Origin of the sequence: Streptomyces sp. P17, assembly GCF_032436805.1 — a bacterium.
GTDB lineage: Bacteria > Actinomycetota > Actinomycetes > Streptomycetales > Streptomycetaceae > Streptomyces.
On record NZ_JAVRBF010000015.1, the window covers coordinates 1 to 16,209 of the forward strand.

Genomic DNA, 16,209 nt, shown 5'->3' on the forward strand with positions numbered 1-16,209 from the left:
CTTTGGCCGGTGCGGCGAGGGTGCGTGCCGGGCGCCGTGGGTGCTGTGCGGGACTTTCAAAACACCCCCTAGCGCAGTGCCCGGTCAGCACCAGCCCCGGCCTGGCGAAGGGCTTGCTCAGCGTGGTCCCGCGGTAGGGGGAGTCGCTCGCACCGGAGACTGCGGCGGGTTCGCCGGCTCCGTCGGCGGCGCCGTTCGTGCCGCATTCGTGTCGTGGCGGGCAGCAAATGCGGGGTTGAGGACGGCGCTGGTCAGGGTGCGGCCGCGGTCGGTGAGTGTGTACATCACCAGCCGTCCCTGACGCCGTGAGGTGGCAAGGCCGGCGTGGCGCAGCTGGCGCAGGTGGTGGGAGACGAGGTTCTGGGCCTGGCCGATGACCCAGGCCAGGTCGCACACGCACAGCTCGCCGCCCTCGGCCAGGGCCGCGGCCACCTTCAGGCGGGTGGGGTCGGCCAGGGCCTTGGCGGCCGCCGCGGCGCTCTCCAGGCCGGGCAGGGGCGGCATGCGGCTACGGATGGTCTCGGCCACGGGCAGGTCCAGGCACAGCAGATCGCAGGAGCCGTCCTGCTCCTTGCGCACGTCCACGTCTCATTCCTTCATTCGGTCATTCGGTGCCCGTGGCGCGGGCGGGGGTCAGATGCCGACGGTGTGGCCGGCCGTCCAGGACTGCATCTGGCTGATCAGGTCGCTCCAGACCCCGGTGATCATCAGCAGTCCGGTGGCGATCATCATGGCGCCGCCGATGCGCATGACCCATTGGTAATGGGCCTTGAGGGTCTCGCCGCTGATGTCGGGTGCCGTCTTGCGTTCGGCCGGGGCCAGGTGAGTCAGCCGCTGGTCACCGGATGATGCGGCCGGCTTCGAGGCAGGGTCGTCCTGGCCGCAGCCGAAGACGGCCAGGACGCCGGCCAGGGCGGCGCCGGCCAGGGCAGCCCGCCGGGATATCCGGGGACCGCCCGGGACGGTCGGGGACGGAGGCATCGCGATGTTCCTTCGTGCAGTGCGCTCAGGGACAGACGTGGGGCCTGGAGGTCAGAGCAGGCTGGTCCAGTAGAGCCAGAACCGCTGAAGGATCAGCACGGCGATGATCAGGTACCAGGCGGTCAGAACCACGCCGTGATAGCCGGCCACCGCGCCCGCCGCAGCGCGCACCCGGGCGGGCACGGGCAGCTGCCCGCGGGTGACGGCATGCAGGGTGGTGTACCAGAAGACGGGGATCATCACCGTCCACACGGCCATGCAGTACGGGCACAGCGCGCCGATCCGGTACAGGCTCTGGAAGATCAGCCAGTGCACGAACACCGCACCGAAGACGACCCCGGCCACAAGGCCCCACCACATCCAGCGCGGGAAAACCGCCCCGGTCAGCAGTACCACCCCGAGCACCGTGACGACGGCGAAGCCGGCGATGCCCAGCAGCGGATTGGGGAAGCCGAACACCTCCGCCTGCGGCGTGGTCATCACCGACCCGCAGCTGAGGACCGGGTTGATGCTGCAGGAGGGACTGTATGAGGGGTCCTTCAGCAGGGCGATCTTCTCCACCGTCAGCGTGAAGGCGGCCAGCAGGCCGATCGCGCCCCCGATGGTGAGGACCAGGGCCACCAGACGCTGCCCCACCGGCACCGCCGGCTGCGCGCCCAGGGCCGGGGGCGTAGTGGATGTCGTGGTCGCGGTCACTTGGCCAGTTCCGCCTCGATGGCGGCCTTGAAGTCCGCCTCCGACCGGATCTGCGGCCTTTGGCCGTTGATGAAGAACGTCGGCGTGCCCTGCACCCCGAGCGCGACGCCGTCCTTGCGGTCCTTCGCCACCCGCTTGGCGGTGGCCGGGTCCTTCCAGTCCGCCTCGAACTTCTTCATGTCCAGCCCCAGCTCCTTGGCGAAGCCGCGGAAGGTCTTCTCGTGCGAGACCTGCTGGTCCCCCCAGCTCTCCTGGGTCTCGTACATCTTCTTGTACATCGCTTCGAGCTTGCCCTGCTTGGAGGCGGCCTCCACCGCTCGCGCGGCCAGCTCCGCGTTCTTGTGGCTGGGGATCGGGAAGTACCGCATCACGAACGTCACGCGGCCCTTGTACTCCTCGCGCAGCCGCTCCACCGAGGGGAAGGCCGCCAGGCAGGCTTCGCACTCCAGGTCCAGGAACTCCACGACCGTGACCTTGCCGTCCTTCGCCGTCGACAGCCGGTGACTGTCCGGGCGGACCAGCACGGAGGCATCAGCCACCTTGCCCCCACCGGTGCCCGAGGCGGTTGTGGACGCATCCGGCGTGCGGTTGGCCGCCAGCAGCGCAGCAACGATCGCCGCGACCACGGCGACCAGCGCGAGGGAGATCTTCAGGTTCTTCGTCATGAGCCTTCAGCCGAGGAGATGGCAGGAACAACGGACACGCGCGCCTCCCCCACGGCACACGGCCGACGACGCATCGACACACTAACGGACATTGATATATCGACGCCGCCCTCCAGGCTTCCGACCCGGCGCATGAGGATTTCAAGAAACCTTGGACTCTCACAAATGACCGGTTGCGAGAGTTCTGCGAGAGGCCCCGAGTCGATCACGAATCCGCAGGTCGCCGTTTGCAGAAGTCCTCTCACAACCCGCACGTTGTGCGAGATGGTTCTGACGGACTTCCGGGGTGGACCTGACGCCCGATCAAGCCGAAAACGCGGTGGAACGAAACAACCGTCCGAAGTGTGAAGCCCCGGCTGGCAGCCCGTGCCGCACCCGCGGCGGGAAGACCGCGACGAAGTACCACACCGCCCGCTTCATCCTCGTCCCCGCACTCCGCGAGGAACTCGACGTCCTCGTGCCCGAGGACCGGGGCCCGGGACGACCACAGGGGAAAGGACTCGGCAGAGCTCAGGGGAACTCAAGGGATGTCGCACATCTGCGGACCGTGGCCCGGCCCTGCCGGGCGGGAGAGCACCGGCCCGCCACGTGCAGGGTCCGGCCGAGCGTGCGGCTGCTGCTGGACGGCATGGACACCCACCCCGCCTCGTGCTGGGACGGCATCTGGACGTCCTCGCCTGGAACGCCCTCGGCGACGCGGTGACCGCTTCAGCCGGATGCCACGCGCCCGGCGCAACCTGCCGCACCATGTCTTCCTCGACCCCGCCGCGCGCGACCTGTACCCCGACTGGGCCTCGGTGGCCGCACAGACGGTGGCCCATCTGCGCCTGGACGCGGGCCACCATCCCGACGACCCCGAGCTGTGCGCCCGGGTCGCGGAACTCTCCGTCAAGAGCGAGGATTTCCGCCGCCTGTGGGCCGACCACCAGGTCAAGGCGTGTGTACGCGGGGTGAAGCGCGTCCGCCATCCGGTGGCGGGCCTGCTGACGCTGCCCTACGAGACGCTCACGGTCCAGGGCGACCCGGACCAGACGATCGTGGTCCATACGCCGGAGCCGGGCTCGGAGACGGCGGAGCGGCTGCAGTTGCTGGGGAGTTGGGCCAGTACCGCCCGCTGATCCAGGAATTATCCGCGGGGACCGCCGCACCCCCGTTGCCGGGGGGCGGGACGACGGCGGTCCCCGCGAGGGACGTCGACCGGGTCAGGACCGGGTCTCACGTCCGGCGTCCATGGAGGTCCGGGAGCCGCTCCGGAGGTCCTTGGACGTTCGGCGCCGGCTGGGGCGGGGAGCCGCTCCCGCCCTGCCGACACCCACTAATGTGCCGGACCCGTGTTAAGCGGGTGCTGCGCTGACGTGACACCCTCGTACCACTTCCGCGAAGCCCCGAAGGCTGCTGATCACCGCAAGTTCGCCGCAGACACGGGCCGTTCACCGTACGTTCGCCGCTACTTCCCGCCCTTGGCGAGGAAGGCGAGCAGGTCCTGACGGCCGATCACCCCGGTGGGCTTGCCCTCGACGAGGACGATCGCCGCGTCCGCCTTGCCGAGCACGGACATCAGGTCGCCGACGGGCTCGCCGGAGCCGACCTGCGGCAGCGGGGCCGACATGTGCTTCTCCAGCGGGTCCTCCAGGGAGGCCGTCTTGGTGAACAGGGCGTCGAGCAGCTCCCGTTCCACGACGGAACCGACGACCTCGGCCGCCATCACGTCCGGGTGACCCGCGCCCGGCTTGACGATCGGCATCTGCGAGACGCCGTACTCGCGCAGCACCTCGATGGCCTGGCCGACGGTCTCGTCGGGGTGCATGTGGACGAGGGACGGCATGGCGCCGTGCTCCTTGTCGTTCAGCACGTCGGCGACACGGGCGCTCGGGCCCGCGTCCTCCAGGAAGCCGTAGTCGGCCATCCACTCGTCGTTGAAGATCTTGCTGAGGTAGCCACGACCGCTGTCCGGCAGGAGGACGACGACCACGTCGTCCTCTTCGAGCCGCTCGGCGACGCGCAGCGCGGCGACCACGGCCATCCCGCAGGAGCCGCCGACCAGCAGGCCCTCCTCCTTCGCGAGACGGCGGGTCATCTGGAAGGAGTCCTTGTCGGAGACCGCCACGATCTCGTCGGCGACCGTGCGGTCGTAGGCGGTCGGCCAGAAGTCCTCACCGACGCCCTCGACGAGGTACGGCCGCCCGGAGCCGCCCGAGTACACCGAGCCCTCGGGGTCGGCGCCGACGACCTGGACCTTGCCGTCGCTGACGTCCTTGAGATAGCGGCCGGTGCCGGAGATGGTGCCGCCGGTGCCGACGCCCGCCACGAAGTGGGTGATCTTCCCCTCCGTCTGCTCCCACAGCTCGGGGCCGGTGGAGGCGTAGTGCGAGGCCGGGTTGTTGGGGTTGGAGTACTGGTCGGGCTTCCACGCGCCCGGCGTCTCACGGACCAGCCGGTCGGAGACGTTGTAGTAGGAGTCCGGGTGCTCGGGGTCGACGGCGGTCGGGCAGACGACGACCTCCGCCCCGTAGGCCCGCAGCACATTGATCTTGTCGGTGCTCACCTTGTCGGGGCACACGAAGATGCACTTGTAGCCCTTCTGCTGGGCCACGATGGCGAGCCCGACCCCGGTGTTGCCGCTGGTCGGCTCGACGATGGTGCCGCCGGGCTTGAGTGCGCCGCTCTCCTCCGCGGCCTCGATCATGCGCAGAGCGATCCGGTCCTTCACCGAACCGCCCGGGTTGAAGTACTCCACCTTGGCCAGGACGGTCGCCTTGATGCCCTTGGTCACGCTGTTGAGCCTCACCAGCGGGGTGTTGCCGACGAGACTGATCATCGAGTCGTGGAATTGCACCGTTGTCTCCGGATGCTGCAAAAGATGTCGTCAGTGGTGCCGTCAGCCTATTGGCTCCGGGCCCGCCATGACGGTCGTTCACTCCCCGTTGGGATTGGGCCACGGTCCGTGCGGGGCAAGGAGTGGATGTACGGGTTCGAGGAGGTGGCGGCGACGCATGACGAGCATGTCGAGGGCGAGGGTAGCCCGGCGGATCGCGGCCGGCGCCGCGTACGGCGGCGGCGGGATCGGTCTGGCCGGCGCGGCCGCCGTGGGTCTGGTGCTGGCCGAGGTCCAGCTGGCCAAGCGCGCCGTGGGCAACGGCACGGCCCCGCACGCGCCGAGCGCGGAGGGCCTGTACGGCAACGGCTGCACCGCCGCCGGTGAGCCTCCGCTGCGGCTGATGATGCTGGGCGACTCCACGGCCGCGGGCCAGGGCGTACGGCGGGCCGGACAGACGCCGGGCGCGCTGCTGGCGTCGGGCCTTGCGGCGGTGGCGGAGCGACCGGTGCACCTGCGCAATGTCGCTCTCCCCGGCGCCTGCTCCGACGATCTGGAACGCCAGGTGGCGCTGACCCTGGCGGACTCCGACCGGGTGCCCGACGTCTGCGTGATCATGATCGGGGCCAATGACGTCACCCACCGCATGCCGGCGACCCGCTCGGTGCGGTATCTGGCGACGGCGGTACGACGGCTGCGCACGGCCGGCGCCGAGGTGGTCGTCGGCACCTGCCCCGACCTCGGCACCATCGAGCCGGTCCAGCAGCCCCTGCGCTGGCTGGCCCGGCGGGCCTCCCGGCAGCTCGCGGCCGCGCAGACGATCGGCGTCGTCGAGCAGGGCGGCCGTACGGTGTCGCTGGGCGATCTGCTGGGCCCGGAGTTCGCGGCGAACCCGCGCGAGCTGTTCGGCCCCGACAGCTACCACCCGTCGGCGGAGGGCTACGCCACAGCCGCGATGGCCGTCCTCCCGACGGTCTGCGCGGCCCTCGGCCTGTGGCCGGCGGAGGAGGAGCGCCCCGACGTCTCCCGCCGCGAGGGCTTCCTGCCGGTGGCCCGGGCCGCGGCGGAGGCGGCGTCCGAGGCGGGTACGGAGGTCACGGCGGCGATGCCGACCGGACCCCGGGGTCCGTGGGCGCTGCTCAAGCGCAGGCGCCGGCGGCGGGTCGGGGAGGCGGAACCGTCCCCCACCAGCCCGTCCGGCGTGTGAAGCGGAGCCGGCCCCTCCTGGCGAGCCGCCTTCCGTACACGCGCAGTTCACCGTCCGAGCGGTACCGCGCAACCGGATCACCCCCGGCTTTCGCGAGGGTGCGCTTCCGCTGTCATGCTACTGTCAGGAGCACAGCCCCGCGACGGAAAAGCCCCTTTCGTCTCCGCGCTCGGCTCGGGCGGCTTCACCATCTACCTGCTGCATCCGCTGGTCATCCTGCCGTTCCGGGAGCGGGGCCACATCGCCCGCGCCGACACCCATGTGGAGCTGCTCGCGCTGATGGTGTGCGGAGTGCCGCTCGCCGCGACGCTCGGTTCGCCGTGGGTGCGCCGCCTGGTCCAGCCGCTGACCAAGCCGCCCGTGGACTGGCTGTTCACCAGGCCCACCGCCCCGGCGGCGACCGAGACGCCCGAGCCGGACCTAAGCAAGCGCTTGGAAAAGAGGTCCGCATCACACCCGGATAGCGGTGACCGAAGTCTTACGTACGGGTAACTTCCCCCGTGCACCCTCTTCCGTCGTCGTCTGGAGCCGTGATGCCCGAAGCCGTGATCGTCTCGACCGCCCGCTCCCCCATCGGCCGCGCTTTCAAGGGCTCCCTGAAGGACCTGCGCCCGGACGACCTCACCGCCACGATCATCCAGGCCGCCCTCGCCAAGGTCCCTGAGCTGGACCCCCGGGACATCGACGACCTGATGCTCGGCTGCGGTCTGCCCGGCGGTGAGCAGGGCAACAACCTCGGCCGGATCGTGGCCGTACAGATGGGGATGGACCACCTCCCCGGCTGCACCGTCACCCGGTACTGCTCCTCCTCGCTGCAGACCTCCCGCATGGCCCTGCACGCCATCAAGGCCGGCGAGGGCGACGTCTTCATCTCGGCCGGCGTCGAGATGGTCTCCCGCTTCACCAAGGGCAACTCCGACTCGCTGCCCGACACGCACAACCCCTTCTTCGCCGAGGCCGAGGCCCGTACCGAGGCCGTCGCCCAGCAGGAGGGCACCACCTGGCACGACCCGCGCGAGGACGGTCTCGTCCCGGACGCCTACATCGCGATGGGCCAGACCGCCGAGAACCTCGCCCGCTGGAAGGGCGTCACCCGCCAGGACATGGACGAGTTCGGCGTCCGCTCGCAGAACCTCGCCGAGGAAGCCATCAAGAACGGCTTCTGGGAGCGCGAGATCACCCCGGTGACCCTGCCCGACGGCACGGTCGTCTCGAAGGACGACGGTCCCCGCCCCGGCGTCACCCTGGAGGGCGTCCAGGGCCTCAAGCCCGTCTTCCGCCCCGACGGCCTGGTCACCGCCGCCAACTGCTGCCCACTGAACGACGGCGCCGCCGCGGTCGTCATCATGAGCGACACCAAGGCCCGCGAGCTCGGCCTGACCCCGCTCGCCCGCATCGTGTCGACCGGTGTCTCGGGCCTGTCCCCCGAGATCATGGGCCTCGGCCCGGTCGACGCCTCGCAGCAGGCGCTGCGCCGGGCCGGCCTGACCATCGACGACATCGACCTGGTCGAGATCAACGAGGCGTTCGCCGCGCAGGTGATCCCCTCCTACCGCGACCTGGGCATCCCGCTGGAGAAGCTGAACGTCAACGGCGGTGCCATCGCCGTCGGCCACCCCTTCGGCATGACCGGCGCCCGCATCACCGGCACGCTCATCAACTCCCTCCAGTTCCACGACAAGCAGTTCGGTCTGGAGACGATGTGCGTCGGCGGCGGCCAGGGCATGGCGATGGTCATCGAGCGGCTGAGCTGACCGTAGTCGTCGCGAGACGCTGAGTGACCCATAGGCCCAGATCCCGGTAACCACCCAGGTTCTGGGCCTTTTTGTGATCCAATCTCCCCCAGGATGTGACCTATCTCCCTCCGTTGAGGGATTTACGCAGGTCAGAGGCGTTTCAGCGGTACCTGCCAGGCCCAAAGTCCTGTCCGGTTCGTGACGTTACGCACTGACAGCTGGTTAGTCCACCCTTCAAGCTGATGTAGGAAGTCGGGGGTCGACTTTGAACCGGGAGTACGTCAGTGAGCGCCATGCCGATCGCCCTGCTGCTCACCACGGCAGCCGCCGGCGCCGTGGGCGTCGCCGTCCTGCGCACGCTCATGGTGCTGCGCCGACAGGTCGCGGCCCTGCACACCGAGCTCGCCGCGAACAACGCGGCCGCGGCCCGGGGTCTGGTGCCCGCCGCCCGTCCGGCCGCGGACACCGAGGAGATACGTGCCGCCGTGGCCGAGGCCCTGGCGGAGGAGCGTGAGCGGGAGCTCGCCGAGGCGCGCGCGTTCTGGGCGGCGCAGGAGGCCCGTGACGCCTCCGACGCCCCGACGCTGCTGGGCCTGAGCGACAGCGAGCTGTTCCTGCCCCGGCAGGCCGATTTCGCGGGCCTTGAGCCGCTGGAGCCGGTCACCGAGCCGACCACGGACGCCGACGAGTTCGCCGGGGAGTCCCCGGAGCTGGCCGCGGCCCGCCGCCGGCACCCCTCGCACCCGGACTTCGTACCGGTGCAGTCACCGGTCGTGAACGACCATGAGCGTACGGTCGCCACCCTTGAGGAACTGGCCGCCTCCGCCACGGAACTGACCGACGTCCGCCCGGGCCCCCTCGGCACCCTCGACGTCTACGTCTTCGCCGACGGCACGACCCTCTGCATGACCCCGGGCCACCGCGAAACGGCGGAACGCCTGGCCGCGGCCCTCCGCGCGGGCGAGACCCCGGTCCTGCTGGGCGGCTCGGGCATCTCGGGGGCGTACACCCTGACGTTCGCGTGCGGCGAGGAGAACGTGTACATCCTGGCGGACAGGGTCATAGCGAGCCTGTAGGCGCCGGGAGTCCGGGACGCCGGGTCCTGCAACTCCTCAGGGGCGCGGGAAACTGCGCGACCAGCCCCCACCGCGCCGCACCCGCCATCGAGACCTCAGACCCCCGCCCTCTGCTGCGCTTCTGCCACCAATTCCAGCGCTTCATCCACTTGGGCCTCGTCCGTAAGTACGAGGCCCAAGTCATGCACGGCGACGGTGATTTGATCAGCCGCGGCGAACATCCCCGCATCAGGCATCACCCGAGGATCCACTCCCGGCGCCTCCAAAACCTGCGCCCGCCGAGCCAACTCCCTGGCCAGCGCCAGCGCCTCCGCGGCAGCGCCCCGTTGCAGCCGGGACTGCGGCGCGGCCCGCAAACGGTCGGCGAAGTGATCAACAGCCCGGGTCAGACGCGTCGTATCCACCACGCCGCAACCGTACGCGCCGCACCCGCACTGTTGCCAACACGCGAACGCTCAGGCACGGTGACCTGAAGGACCGGCTTACATCCCCTGCGTCCGGAGGCGCCGATGTCCCACGTCCTCTCCGAGGAGACCCACCGCAACATGCTCGCCCGCATCCCCCATTGCACCGGTCGCGAAGTCTCCGACTGGCTCCGCACCGTTGAAGAAGGCCCGGCCCTCGTCCGCTTCGAGGAGAAGGTCAGCTGGCTTCGCCACGAATACGACCTCGCGTACGGCCACGCGAAGGCGATCGTCCACGAGTACGACCTGAGGAGGGCCGCGCGCAAGTTCTTCTAGGCGCGCACTGTTTCCGCAGACGCCGAAGGGCCCCGGGTCCTCGACCCGGGGCCCTTCCGAAGCGGCGACTAGTCGCTGCTGTTGAGGATCGCGATGATCCTCAGGAACTCCATGTAGATCCACACCAGCGTCAGGGTGAGACCGAAGGCGGCGAGCCAGGCCTCCTCGGGCGGGGCACCGTAGGCGATGCCGTCCTCGACCTGCTTGAAGTCCAGGGCGAGGAAGCAGGCGCCGAGCAGGATGCCGACGACACCCATGATGATGCCGAGCGGGCCGCTGCGGAAGCCGAGGCCGTCACCGCCGCCGAAGACGGCGAACAGCAGGTTGACCGCCATCAGCAGGATGAAGCCGAGCGCGGCCGCCATCACGAAGCCGACGAAGCGGCGGTTGACGCGGATCCAGCCCGCCTTGTACGCCACCAGCACGCTGAGGAAGACCGCCATGGTGCCGAGCACGGCCTGCATGGCCGCACCGTCGGCGAGACGGTTGTCGACGACGCTGGAGACCACGCCGAGGAACACACCCTCGAACGCGGCGTACGACAGGATCAGCGCGGGCGAGGCCTTGCGCTTGAAGGACTGCACGAGCGCCAGGACCATGCCGATCAGGCCGGCGCCGATGGCGATGCCGTAGGACCGGCTGATGTTGGCGTCGTCGACCGGCAGCAGCGCCCAGGCGAGCGCGGCGGTGACGATCAGTACGCCGAGGGTCGTGCCGGTGCGCATGATGACGTCGTCCAGCGTCATCCGGCCAGTGGTGACCGGGGCCTGCGGCGGCGCGCCGTGCTGCAGGTCCTGCTGGGCGTAAGGGTTCTGCGCGTACGGGTTCTGGGCGTAGGGGGTGGCCCCCTGCGGCTGGGCATACGGGTTGCCCTGCGTGCCCACAGCGGCGCCCCCGGCCTGCGGCTGGGCGCTGAAGCCCGCGTAGCCGTTGTCGCGGCTGAACCCCCGTCGCGAGAAGACCGGGTTGCTGCTCCTCATTTCACTCCTCCATGGCCACCTTGTGGGCCTTGGGCTCAAGAGTAATGGAAAGGCAAAAGAAAGACCCTAGTGCTTGGGGAGGATCTTTCCCTCGCTGTGCTGCGCAACACGCTACGCGGATCCGTGATTCCCGGCACCGGAGGCCCTCATTCATGACCAAGCCGCTACATGGCCGGAACCCATCGGTGATCAGTCGACCGGGAAGCCCGTGTACGCCTCGGCCAGCTCGGTCTCGGCGGCCCGCGAGGACGTGATCCGCGCCAGCCGGGCGAGCTGGAGCCGGTCCTCGAACGGGGTGGCGTCCGGGGCGCGGTGCAGCAGCGTCGTCATGTCGTAGGAGAACCGCTCGGCCTGCCACACCCGCCGCAGACAGGTCACCGAATAGGCGTCGAGCAGCTCGGCCGACCCGGTCTCCTTCTCGTACGTCAGCGCCCGCGCGAAGGTGACGACGTCCCCCACGGCCAGGTTCAGCCCCTTGGCCCCGGTCGGCGGCACGATGTGCGCCGCGTCCCCGGCGAGGAAGAGCCGGCCGTGGCGCATGGGCTCATGGACGTAGGAGCGCATGGGGGTGACCGACTTCTGGGTGATCGGGCCGCGGTCGAGCCGCCAGTCGTCGTCGGTCTCGAAGCGGCGCTCCAGCTCGGCCCAGATCTCGTCGTCGGACCAGGCCTCGGGTGCGGTGCCCCCGGGCACCTGGAGGTAGAGGCGGGAGACGGACGGGGAGCGCATGGACAGGAGGGCGAAGCCGCGGTCGTGACGGGCGTACACCAGCTCGTCGTGGGACGGCGGGACATCGGCCAGGATGCCGAGCCAGGCGAAGGGGTACGTCCGCTCGAAGGTCCGGCTCAGCTCCGCGGGGATCGTCTTCCTCGCCACGCCCCAGAAGCCGTCGCAGCCCACGACGTAGTCGCACTCCAGGACGTCCTCGCGGCCCTCGTGCCGGAAGCGGATGCGCGGGCGGTCGCTGTCGGCGTCCTCGACGGCCAGCGCCTCCGCCTCGAAGAGGAGCGGGCCGCCGTCCTTCAACTGGAGGGCGATGAGGTCCTTGCAGACCTCGGTCTGGGCGTAGACCATCACCGACCGGCCGCCGGTGAGGGCGGGGAAGTCGACGCGGTGCCGGGTGCGGTCGTAGCGCAGCTCCATGCCGTCGTGGCGCAGGCCCTCGCGGTCCATGCGCTCGCCGGCCCCGGCCGCGCGCAGGACGTCGACGGTGCCCTGTTCCAGGATTCCGGCCCGCTGGCGCTGCTCGACATAGGCGCGGTCGCGGCTCTCCAGGACGACCGAGTCGATTCCCGCGTTGGTCAGGAGCCGGGCGAGGAGGAGGCCTGCGGGGCCGGCTCCGATGATGCCGACGGTGGTGCGCATCGGTCGTTCCCTTCCGCGGTGTTCGTCTGGTGAAATTTACTTCACTGACTTGATGCCGTGAGTCTCCGAGCGCAACCGCCCGCTGTCAACGGTCCCTGCGGTGAAGTTCTCGATGAAGGGTGCACGGAAAGGGCCGCGAATCGGCGGCCGAGCGTAGGTCGGAGGTGCCCGGAACCGGACTTGAACCGGTACGCCCGCGAGGGGCAGCGAGGTTTAAGCTCGCCGTGTCTGCATTCCACCATCCGGGCAGGCCCTGGGCTCCGCGTCGAGGTTCCGAGCCTATCGGGATGCGTCCCCCGAACAGCGGAAGGACGGCCCGATGTTGTCTTATTTTATTGACGTCTGAGGGTGCATCAGCCCACGGTACGGGCCATCCGCACTTGCCAATAGCCTTGCAACCGGTGCCCGGCCACGCATGCGGAATGACGGAATTTCACCGCCCGAACAAGGACGCTCCACCTGTTCTCGACAGCCGGGCTCTCAGGGGCCGCCGTCATCCCCAGGTATGACGCCGCCGCGCTCGGTGCGACCCGAGTCTGCCTTCGGAACCGGAACAGCGGCTGACTACACGGACACCGGCGGCCATGACGATGGAAGACGTCCCCCGAACACTTCCGTCTTCTGTCGAGGAGCGCCTTCACGTGACCACCACCTCCATCGCCGGCCGGGCCACCGCCGTGGCCGCGCGCGCCACGGATCTGTCGAAGATCTACGGACAGGGCGAGACCCAGGTGGTCGCCCTGGACCGGGTCTCCGTCGATTTCCGGCAGGCCGAGTTCACCGCGATCATGGGCCCGTCCGGCTCCGGCAAGTCCACGCTGATGCACTGCGTGGCGGGCCTGGACACCTTCTCCTCCGGTTCCGTGCGCGTCGGTGAGACCGAGCTGGGCTCACTGAAGGACAAGCAGCTCACCAAGTTGCGCCGGGACAAGATCGGCTTCATCTTCCAGGCGTTCAACCTGCTGCCGACGCTGACCGCGCTGGAGAACATCACCCTCCCGATGGACATCGCGGGGCGGAAGCCGGACAAGCAGTGGCTGGACTCGGTGATCCAGATGGTGGGCCTCAAGGACCGCCTCTCGCACCGGCCCTCCCAGCTCTCCGGCGGCCAGCAGCAGCGTGTCGCCGTGGCCCGCGCGCTCGCCTCCCGGCCGGACATCATCTTCGGCGACGAGCCGACCGGAAACCTCGACTCCCGCTCCGGCGCCGAGGTCCTGGGCTTTCTCCGCAACTCCGTAAGGGAGTTGGGGCAGACCGTCGTGATGGTCACCCATGACCCGGTGGCCGCGGCCTACGCCGACCGGGTGGTCTTCCTCGCCGATGGCCGGATCGTGGACGAGATGTGTCAGCCGACCGCCGACAACGTCCTCGACTTCATGAAGCAGTTCGACGCGAAGGGCCGCACCAGCTGATGTTCCGCACCGCCCTGCGCAACGTCCTCGCGCACAAGGCCCGGCTGCTGATGACCGTGCTCGCCGTCATGCTCGGCGTCGCGTTCGTCTCCGGCACCCTGGTCTTCACCAACTCCCTCTCCAACGCCCTGCAGAACAGCTCCGCCGAGGGCTTCGACCAGGTCGACGTCGCCGTACAGCCCAAGTCCCAGGAGGACAAGGGCAGTACGATCGGCAAGACTCCCGAGCTGACGACGGCTCAGCTCGACACGGCCGCCGAGGTACCCGGCGCCGCCTCCGCGATCGGCGTCGTGAACGGCTTCACCGCCATCGCCGACAAGGACGGCAAGCTCATCGGCGGCGGCTTCCAGTCGCAGGGCGGGAACTACTGGGGTGACAAGGACGCCCGGTACCCGCTCGTCGACGGGCACACGCCGAGCGGCCGGGACGAGGTCCTCATCGACTCCGAGACCGCCGAGCGCGCCGGGTACAAGGTCGGCGACACCGTCCGGCTGTCCGTCGACGGACCGGTGCTGGAGCCCACCATCGTCGGAATCTTCACCACCGACGACGGCAATGTCGCCGCCGGCGGCAGCCTCGCCCTGTTCGACACGGCGACCGCGCAGAAGCTGTTCGGCAAGACGGGCACGTACGACGAGATCGACGTGAAGGCGGCGGCCGGCACCAGCCAGACCCAGCTCAAGGCCGCGCTCGACGAGGCGCTGCCGAAGAACCTGGTGGAGACCACCACGGGCACCCAGCTCGCCGACGACCAGGCCGAGACGATCTCCTCGTCGATGAGCGGGCTGAAGCAGGGGATGCTGGTGTTCGCCGGTATCTCGCTCTTCGTCGGCACGTTCATCATCGCCAACACCTTCACCATGCTGGTCGCCCAGCGCACCAAGGAGCTGGCGCTGCTGCGCGCGGTCGGCGCCTCGCGCAAGCAGGTCACGCGGTCGGTGCTGATCGAGGCGTTCGTGGTGGGTGCGGTGGCCGCGGTGGCCGGTCTGGTCGCGGGCATCGGCATCGGGGCCGGACTGCGCTCCCTGATGGGCACGCTCGGCGCGACCGTCCCCGACGGACCGCTGGTGATCTCGTCCGGCACCATCGTGACCGCCCTCGCGGTCGGCGTGGTGATCACCATGCTGGCGGCCTGGCTGCCCGGCCGCCGGGCGGCGAAGATCCCGCCGGTGGCGGCGATGAGCAGCCTGCACGCGCAGGCGACGACCAAGTCGCTGGTGCTGCGCAACACGCTCGGCGCGCTGTTCTCCGGCGCGGGTGTCGCGGTCGTGCTGGCGGCGACCGCGATGGACGGCTCGGACGGCCAGGCCCCGATGGGGCTCGGCGCGGTCCTGCTGATCATCGGCGTCTTCATCCTGACGCCCCTGCTGTCCCGCCCGCTGATCGCGGCGGCCTCGCCGGTGCTGCGGATCTTCGGAGTCTCAGGCAAGCTCGCCCGGCAGAACTCGGTCCGCAATCCGCGCCGTACGGCCGCCACCGCCTCCGCGCTGATGATCGGGCTCACCCTGATCACCGGTATGACGGTGATGGCGGGCAGCCTCCAGCAGGGCATCGACAAGATGGCCAGCTCGGCGCTGCGCGCGGACTACGTGGTCTCCATGGCGAACGGCAACGAGCTCTCGCCGGACGTCGACAGGAAGCTGCGCGAGCTGGACGGCGTCACCGCCACCAGCCCGCTGCGCAACGCCCCCTCCCGGATCGACGGCGACACCGAGTACCTGACCGGCGTCAACGGCTCCTCGATCGCCGATCTGACCGAACTGCCCATGGACAGCGGCGCCTTCAGGGTCGGCGGCACGGAGGTCGTCGTCGACGACGAGACCGCCGAGTCCCATGGCTGGCGGGCCGGTTCGGCCTTCACCGCGCACTACGAGGACGGCAAGGCGCAGAAGCTGACCGTCGCCGGGGTGTACGAGGGCAACGAGATGATCCAGGGGATCATGCTCGACAACGCCACCCTCGCCCCGCACGTCACCGACCCGGCCGACATGCAGGTCATGGTGAAGACGGCCGACGGGGCCTCGGAGCAGACGAAGGACGCGCTGGAGAAGGCCCTCGGCTCCAACCCGGCGATCAAGGTCCAGGACAAGAAGGACCTGTCCAACGAGATCGCGCAGATGTTCACGCTGATCCTCAACATGGTCTACGGCCTGCTCGCCATGGCGGTGATCGTGGCGGTCCTCGGCGTCATCAACACCCTCGCGATGTCGGTGTTCGAGCGCTCGCAGGAGATCGGCATGCTCCGCGCCATCGGCCTGGACCGCAAAGGCATCAAGCGGATGGTCCGTCTGGAGTCCCTGGTGATCTCGCTGTTCGGCGGGGTGCTGGGCATCGGTCTCGGCGTGTTCTTCGGCTGGGCGGCCGGTGAACTGCTGGCGTCGAGGATGGCGACGTACGAACTGGTCCTGCCCTGGGCCCGGATGGGTGTCTTCCTGCTGCTGGCGGCGACCGTGGGGGTGCTGGCGGCGCTGTGGCCGGCCCGGCGGGCGGCGCGGCTGAACATGCTGACGGCGATCAAGTCGGAGTAGCGGCAAGG

At 69.7% G+C, this 16,209-nt stretch carries 15 protein-coding genes, 1 tRNA gene and 1 pseudogene; 8 read left to right on the forward strand and 9 right to left on the reverse strand.

Annotation, left to right across the window (positions count from 1 at the left end):
* Positions 1–117: 117 nt before the first annotated feature.
* From RMT89_RS12130 to RMT89_RS12145, 4 genes are read right to left on the reverse strand one after another with little or no spacing between them, the layout of a single operon-like run.
* The gene (locus RMT89_RS12130; protein ID WP_315883717.1) at positions 118–585 is read right to left on the reverse strand and encodes a metalloregulator ArsR/SmtB family transcription factor; all 468 of its coding nucleotides are present in this window, start codon (positions 583–585) and stop codon (positions 118–120) included.
* A gap of 48 nt (positions 586–633) precedes the next feature.
* On the reverse strand, positions 634–981 hold the full coding sequence (locus RMT89_RS45930; protein ID WP_399497994.1) for a twin-arginine translocation signal domain-containing protein: 348 nt from the start codon (positions 979–981) through the stop codon (positions 634–636).
* A 51-nt stretch (positions 982–1,032) separates the two neighbouring features.
* Entirely contained in the window at positions 1,033–1,677 is a 645-nt protein-coding gene (locus tag RMT89_RS12140) for a vitamin K epoxide reductase family protein (RefSeq protein WP_315883718.1), read from the reverse strand.
* Positions 1,674–2,342 carry a thioredoxin domain-containing protein gene (locus tag RMT89_RS12145; protein ID WP_315883719.1) on the reverse strand — a complete coding sequence of 223 codons (669 nt, stop codon included), beginning with the start codon at positions 2,340–2,342 and terminating at the stop codon, positions 1,674–1,676. The genes RMT89_RS12140 and RMT89_RS12145 overlap by 4 nt, the downstream gene beginning before the upstream one ends.
* Before the next feature lie 532 nt (positions 2,343–2,874).
* Between RMT89_RS12145 and RMT89_RS12150 the strand changes: the two are divergent.
* Positions 2,875–3,460 (forward strand): annotated as a pseudogene (locus tag RMT89_RS12150) (transcriptional regulator); the annotation flags it as partial.
* A gap of 329 nt (positions 3,461–3,789) precedes the next feature.
* On the opposite strand, the gene RMT89_RS12155 reads toward RMT89_RS12150, so the two are convergent.
* Positions 3,790–5,178 carry a cystathionine beta-synthase gene (locus RMT89_RS12155; RefSeq protein WP_315883720.1) on the reverse strand — a complete coding sequence of 463 codons (1,389 nt, stop codon included), beginning with the start codon at positions 5,176–5,178 and terminating at the stop codon, positions 3,790–3,792.
* Between the two features lie 157 nt (positions 5,179–5,335).
* Here RMT89_RS12155 and RMT89_RS12160 point away from each other — a divergent pair, with 157 nt between their 5' ends.
* The 4 genes from RMT89_RS12160 to RMT89_RS12175 all read left to right on the forward strand — a co-directional run bounded on the left by RMT89_RS12160 (position 5,336) and on the right by RMT89_RS12175 (position 9,176).
* Entirely contained in the window at positions 5,336–6,364 is a 1,029-nt protein-coding gene (locus RMT89_RS12160) for an SGNH/GDSL hydrolase family protein (protein ID WP_315883721.1), read from the forward strand.
* A 114-nt stretch (positions 6,365–6,478) separates the two neighbouring features.
* Positions 6,479–6,856: a hypothetical protein gene (locus RMT89_RS12165; RefSeq protein WP_315883722.1), complete on the forward strand. Its 378-nt coding sequence runs from the start codon at positions 6,479–6,481 to the stop codon at positions 6,854–6,856.
* A gap of 41 nt (positions 6,857–6,897) precedes the next feature.
* Positions 6,898–8,118, forward strand: coding sequence for an acetyl-CoA C-acetyltransferase (locus RMT89_RS12170; RefSeq protein WP_315883723.1), 1,221 nt, complete (start codon positions 6,898–6,900; stop codon positions 8,116–8,118).
* A gap of 275 nt (positions 8,119–8,393) precedes the next feature.
* Positions 8,394–9,176, forward strand: a complete 783-nt coding sequence (locus RMT89_RS12175; RefSeq protein ID WP_315883824.1) for a hypothetical protein — start codon at positions 8,394–8,396, stop codon at positions 9,174–9,176.
* Between the two features lie 95 nt (positions 9,177–9,271).
* Here the strand turns inward: RMT89_RS12175 and RMT89_RS12180 are convergent, their stop codons facing one another.
* Positions 9,272–9,583, reverse strand: a complete 312-nt coding sequence (locus RMT89_RS12180) for a hypothetical protein (RefSeq protein WP_315883724.1) — start codon at positions 9,581–9,583, stop codon at positions 9,272–9,274.
* 102 nt (positions 9,584–9,685) lie between these two features.
* Between RMT89_RS12180 and RMT89_RS12185 the strand changes: the two genes are divergently transcribed.
* Positions 9,686–9,916, forward strand: coding sequence for a DUF4287 domain-containing protein (locus RMT89_RS12185; protein ID WP_315883725.1), 231 nt, complete (start codon positions 9,686–9,688; stop codon positions 9,914–9,916).
* A gap of 68 nt (positions 9,917–9,984) precedes the next feature.
* Here the strand turns inward: RMT89_RS12185 and RMT89_RS12190 are convergent, their stop codons facing one another.
* From RMT89_RS12190 to RMT89_RS12200, 3 genes are all read right to left on the reverse strand, one after another.
* Positions 9,985–10,896 carry a Bax inhibitor-1/YccA family protein gene (locus RMT89_RS12190; RefSeq protein WP_315883726.1) on the reverse strand — a complete coding sequence of 304 codons (912 nt, stop codon included), beginning with the start codon at positions 10,894–10,896 and terminating at the stop codon, positions 9,985–9,987.
* Between the two features lie 189 nt (positions 10,897–11,085).
* Positions 11,086–12,261, reverse strand: coding sequence for a 4-hydroxybenzoate 3-monooxygenase (locus tag RMT89_RS12195; protein WP_315883727.1), 1,176 nt, complete (start codon positions 12,259–12,261; stop codon positions 11,086–11,088).
* A gap of 165 nt (positions 12,262–12,426) precedes the next feature.
* Positions 12,427–12,509: transfer RNA gene (locus RMT89_RS12200), tRNA-Leu, on the reverse strand.
* Between the two features lie 393 nt (positions 12,510–12,902).
* Here RMT89_RS12200 and RMT89_RS12205 point away from each other — a divergent pair.
* A complete protein-coding gene (locus tag RMT89_RS12205) occupies positions 12,903–13,673 on the forward strand; it encodes an ABC transporter ATP-binding protein (protein ID WP_315883728.1) in 771 nt (256 codons plus the stop codon).
* Positions 13,673–16,201, forward strand: a complete 2,529-nt coding sequence (locus tag RMT89_RS12210) for an FtsX-like permease family protein (RefSeq protein ID WP_315883729.1) — start codon at positions 13,673–13,675, stop codon at positions 16,199–16,201. The genes RMT89_RS12205 and RMT89_RS12210 overlap by 1 nt, the downstream gene beginning before the upstream one ends.
* Positions 16,202–16,209 lie beyond the last annotated feature (8 nt).

Bases quoted from the DNA above. Each gene is read 5' to 3' on its own strand.
- RMT89_RS12185 (WP_315883725.1), top strand. From the start codon at position 9,686: ATGTCCCACGTCCTCTCCGAGGAGACCCACCGCAACATGCTCGCCCGC.
- RMT89_RS12210 (WP_315883729.1), top strand. From the start codon at position 13,673: ATGTTCCGCACCGCCCTGCGCAACGTCCTCGCGCACAAGGCCCGGCTG.
- RMT89_RS12160 (WP_315883721.1), top strand. From the start codon at position 5,336: ATGACGAGCATGTCGAGGGCGAGGGTAGCCCGGCGGATCGCGGCCGGC.
- RMT89_RS12175 (WP_315883824.1), top strand. From the start codon at position 8,394: ATGCCGATCGCCCTGCTGCTCACCACGGCAGCCGCCGGCGCCGTGGGC.
- RMT89_RS45930 (WP_399497994.1), bottom strand. From the start codon at position 981: ATGCCTCCGTCCCCGACCGTCCCGGGCGGTCCCCGGATATCCCGGCGG.
- RMT89_RS12195 (WP_315883727.1), bottom strand. From the start codon at position 12,261: ATGCGCACCACCGTCGGCATCATCGGAGCCGGCCCCGCAGGCCTCCTC.
- RMT89_RS12170 (WP_315883723.1), top strand. From the start codon at position 6,898: ATGCCCGAAGCCGTGATCGTCTCGACCGCCCGCTCCCCCATCGGCCGC.
- RMT89_RS12190 (WP_315883726.1), bottom strand. From the start codon at position 10,896: ATGAGGAGCAGCAACCCGGTCTTCTCGCGACGGGGGTTCAGCCGCGAC.
- RMT89_RS12145 (WP_315883719.1), bottom strand. From the start codon at position 2,342: ATGACGAAGAACCTGAAGATCTCCCTCGCGCTGGTCGCCGTGGTCGCG.
- RMT89_RS12165 (WP_315883722.1), top strand. From the start codon at position 6,479: ATGCTACTGTCAGGAGCACAGCCCCGCGACGGAAAAGCCCCTTTCGTC.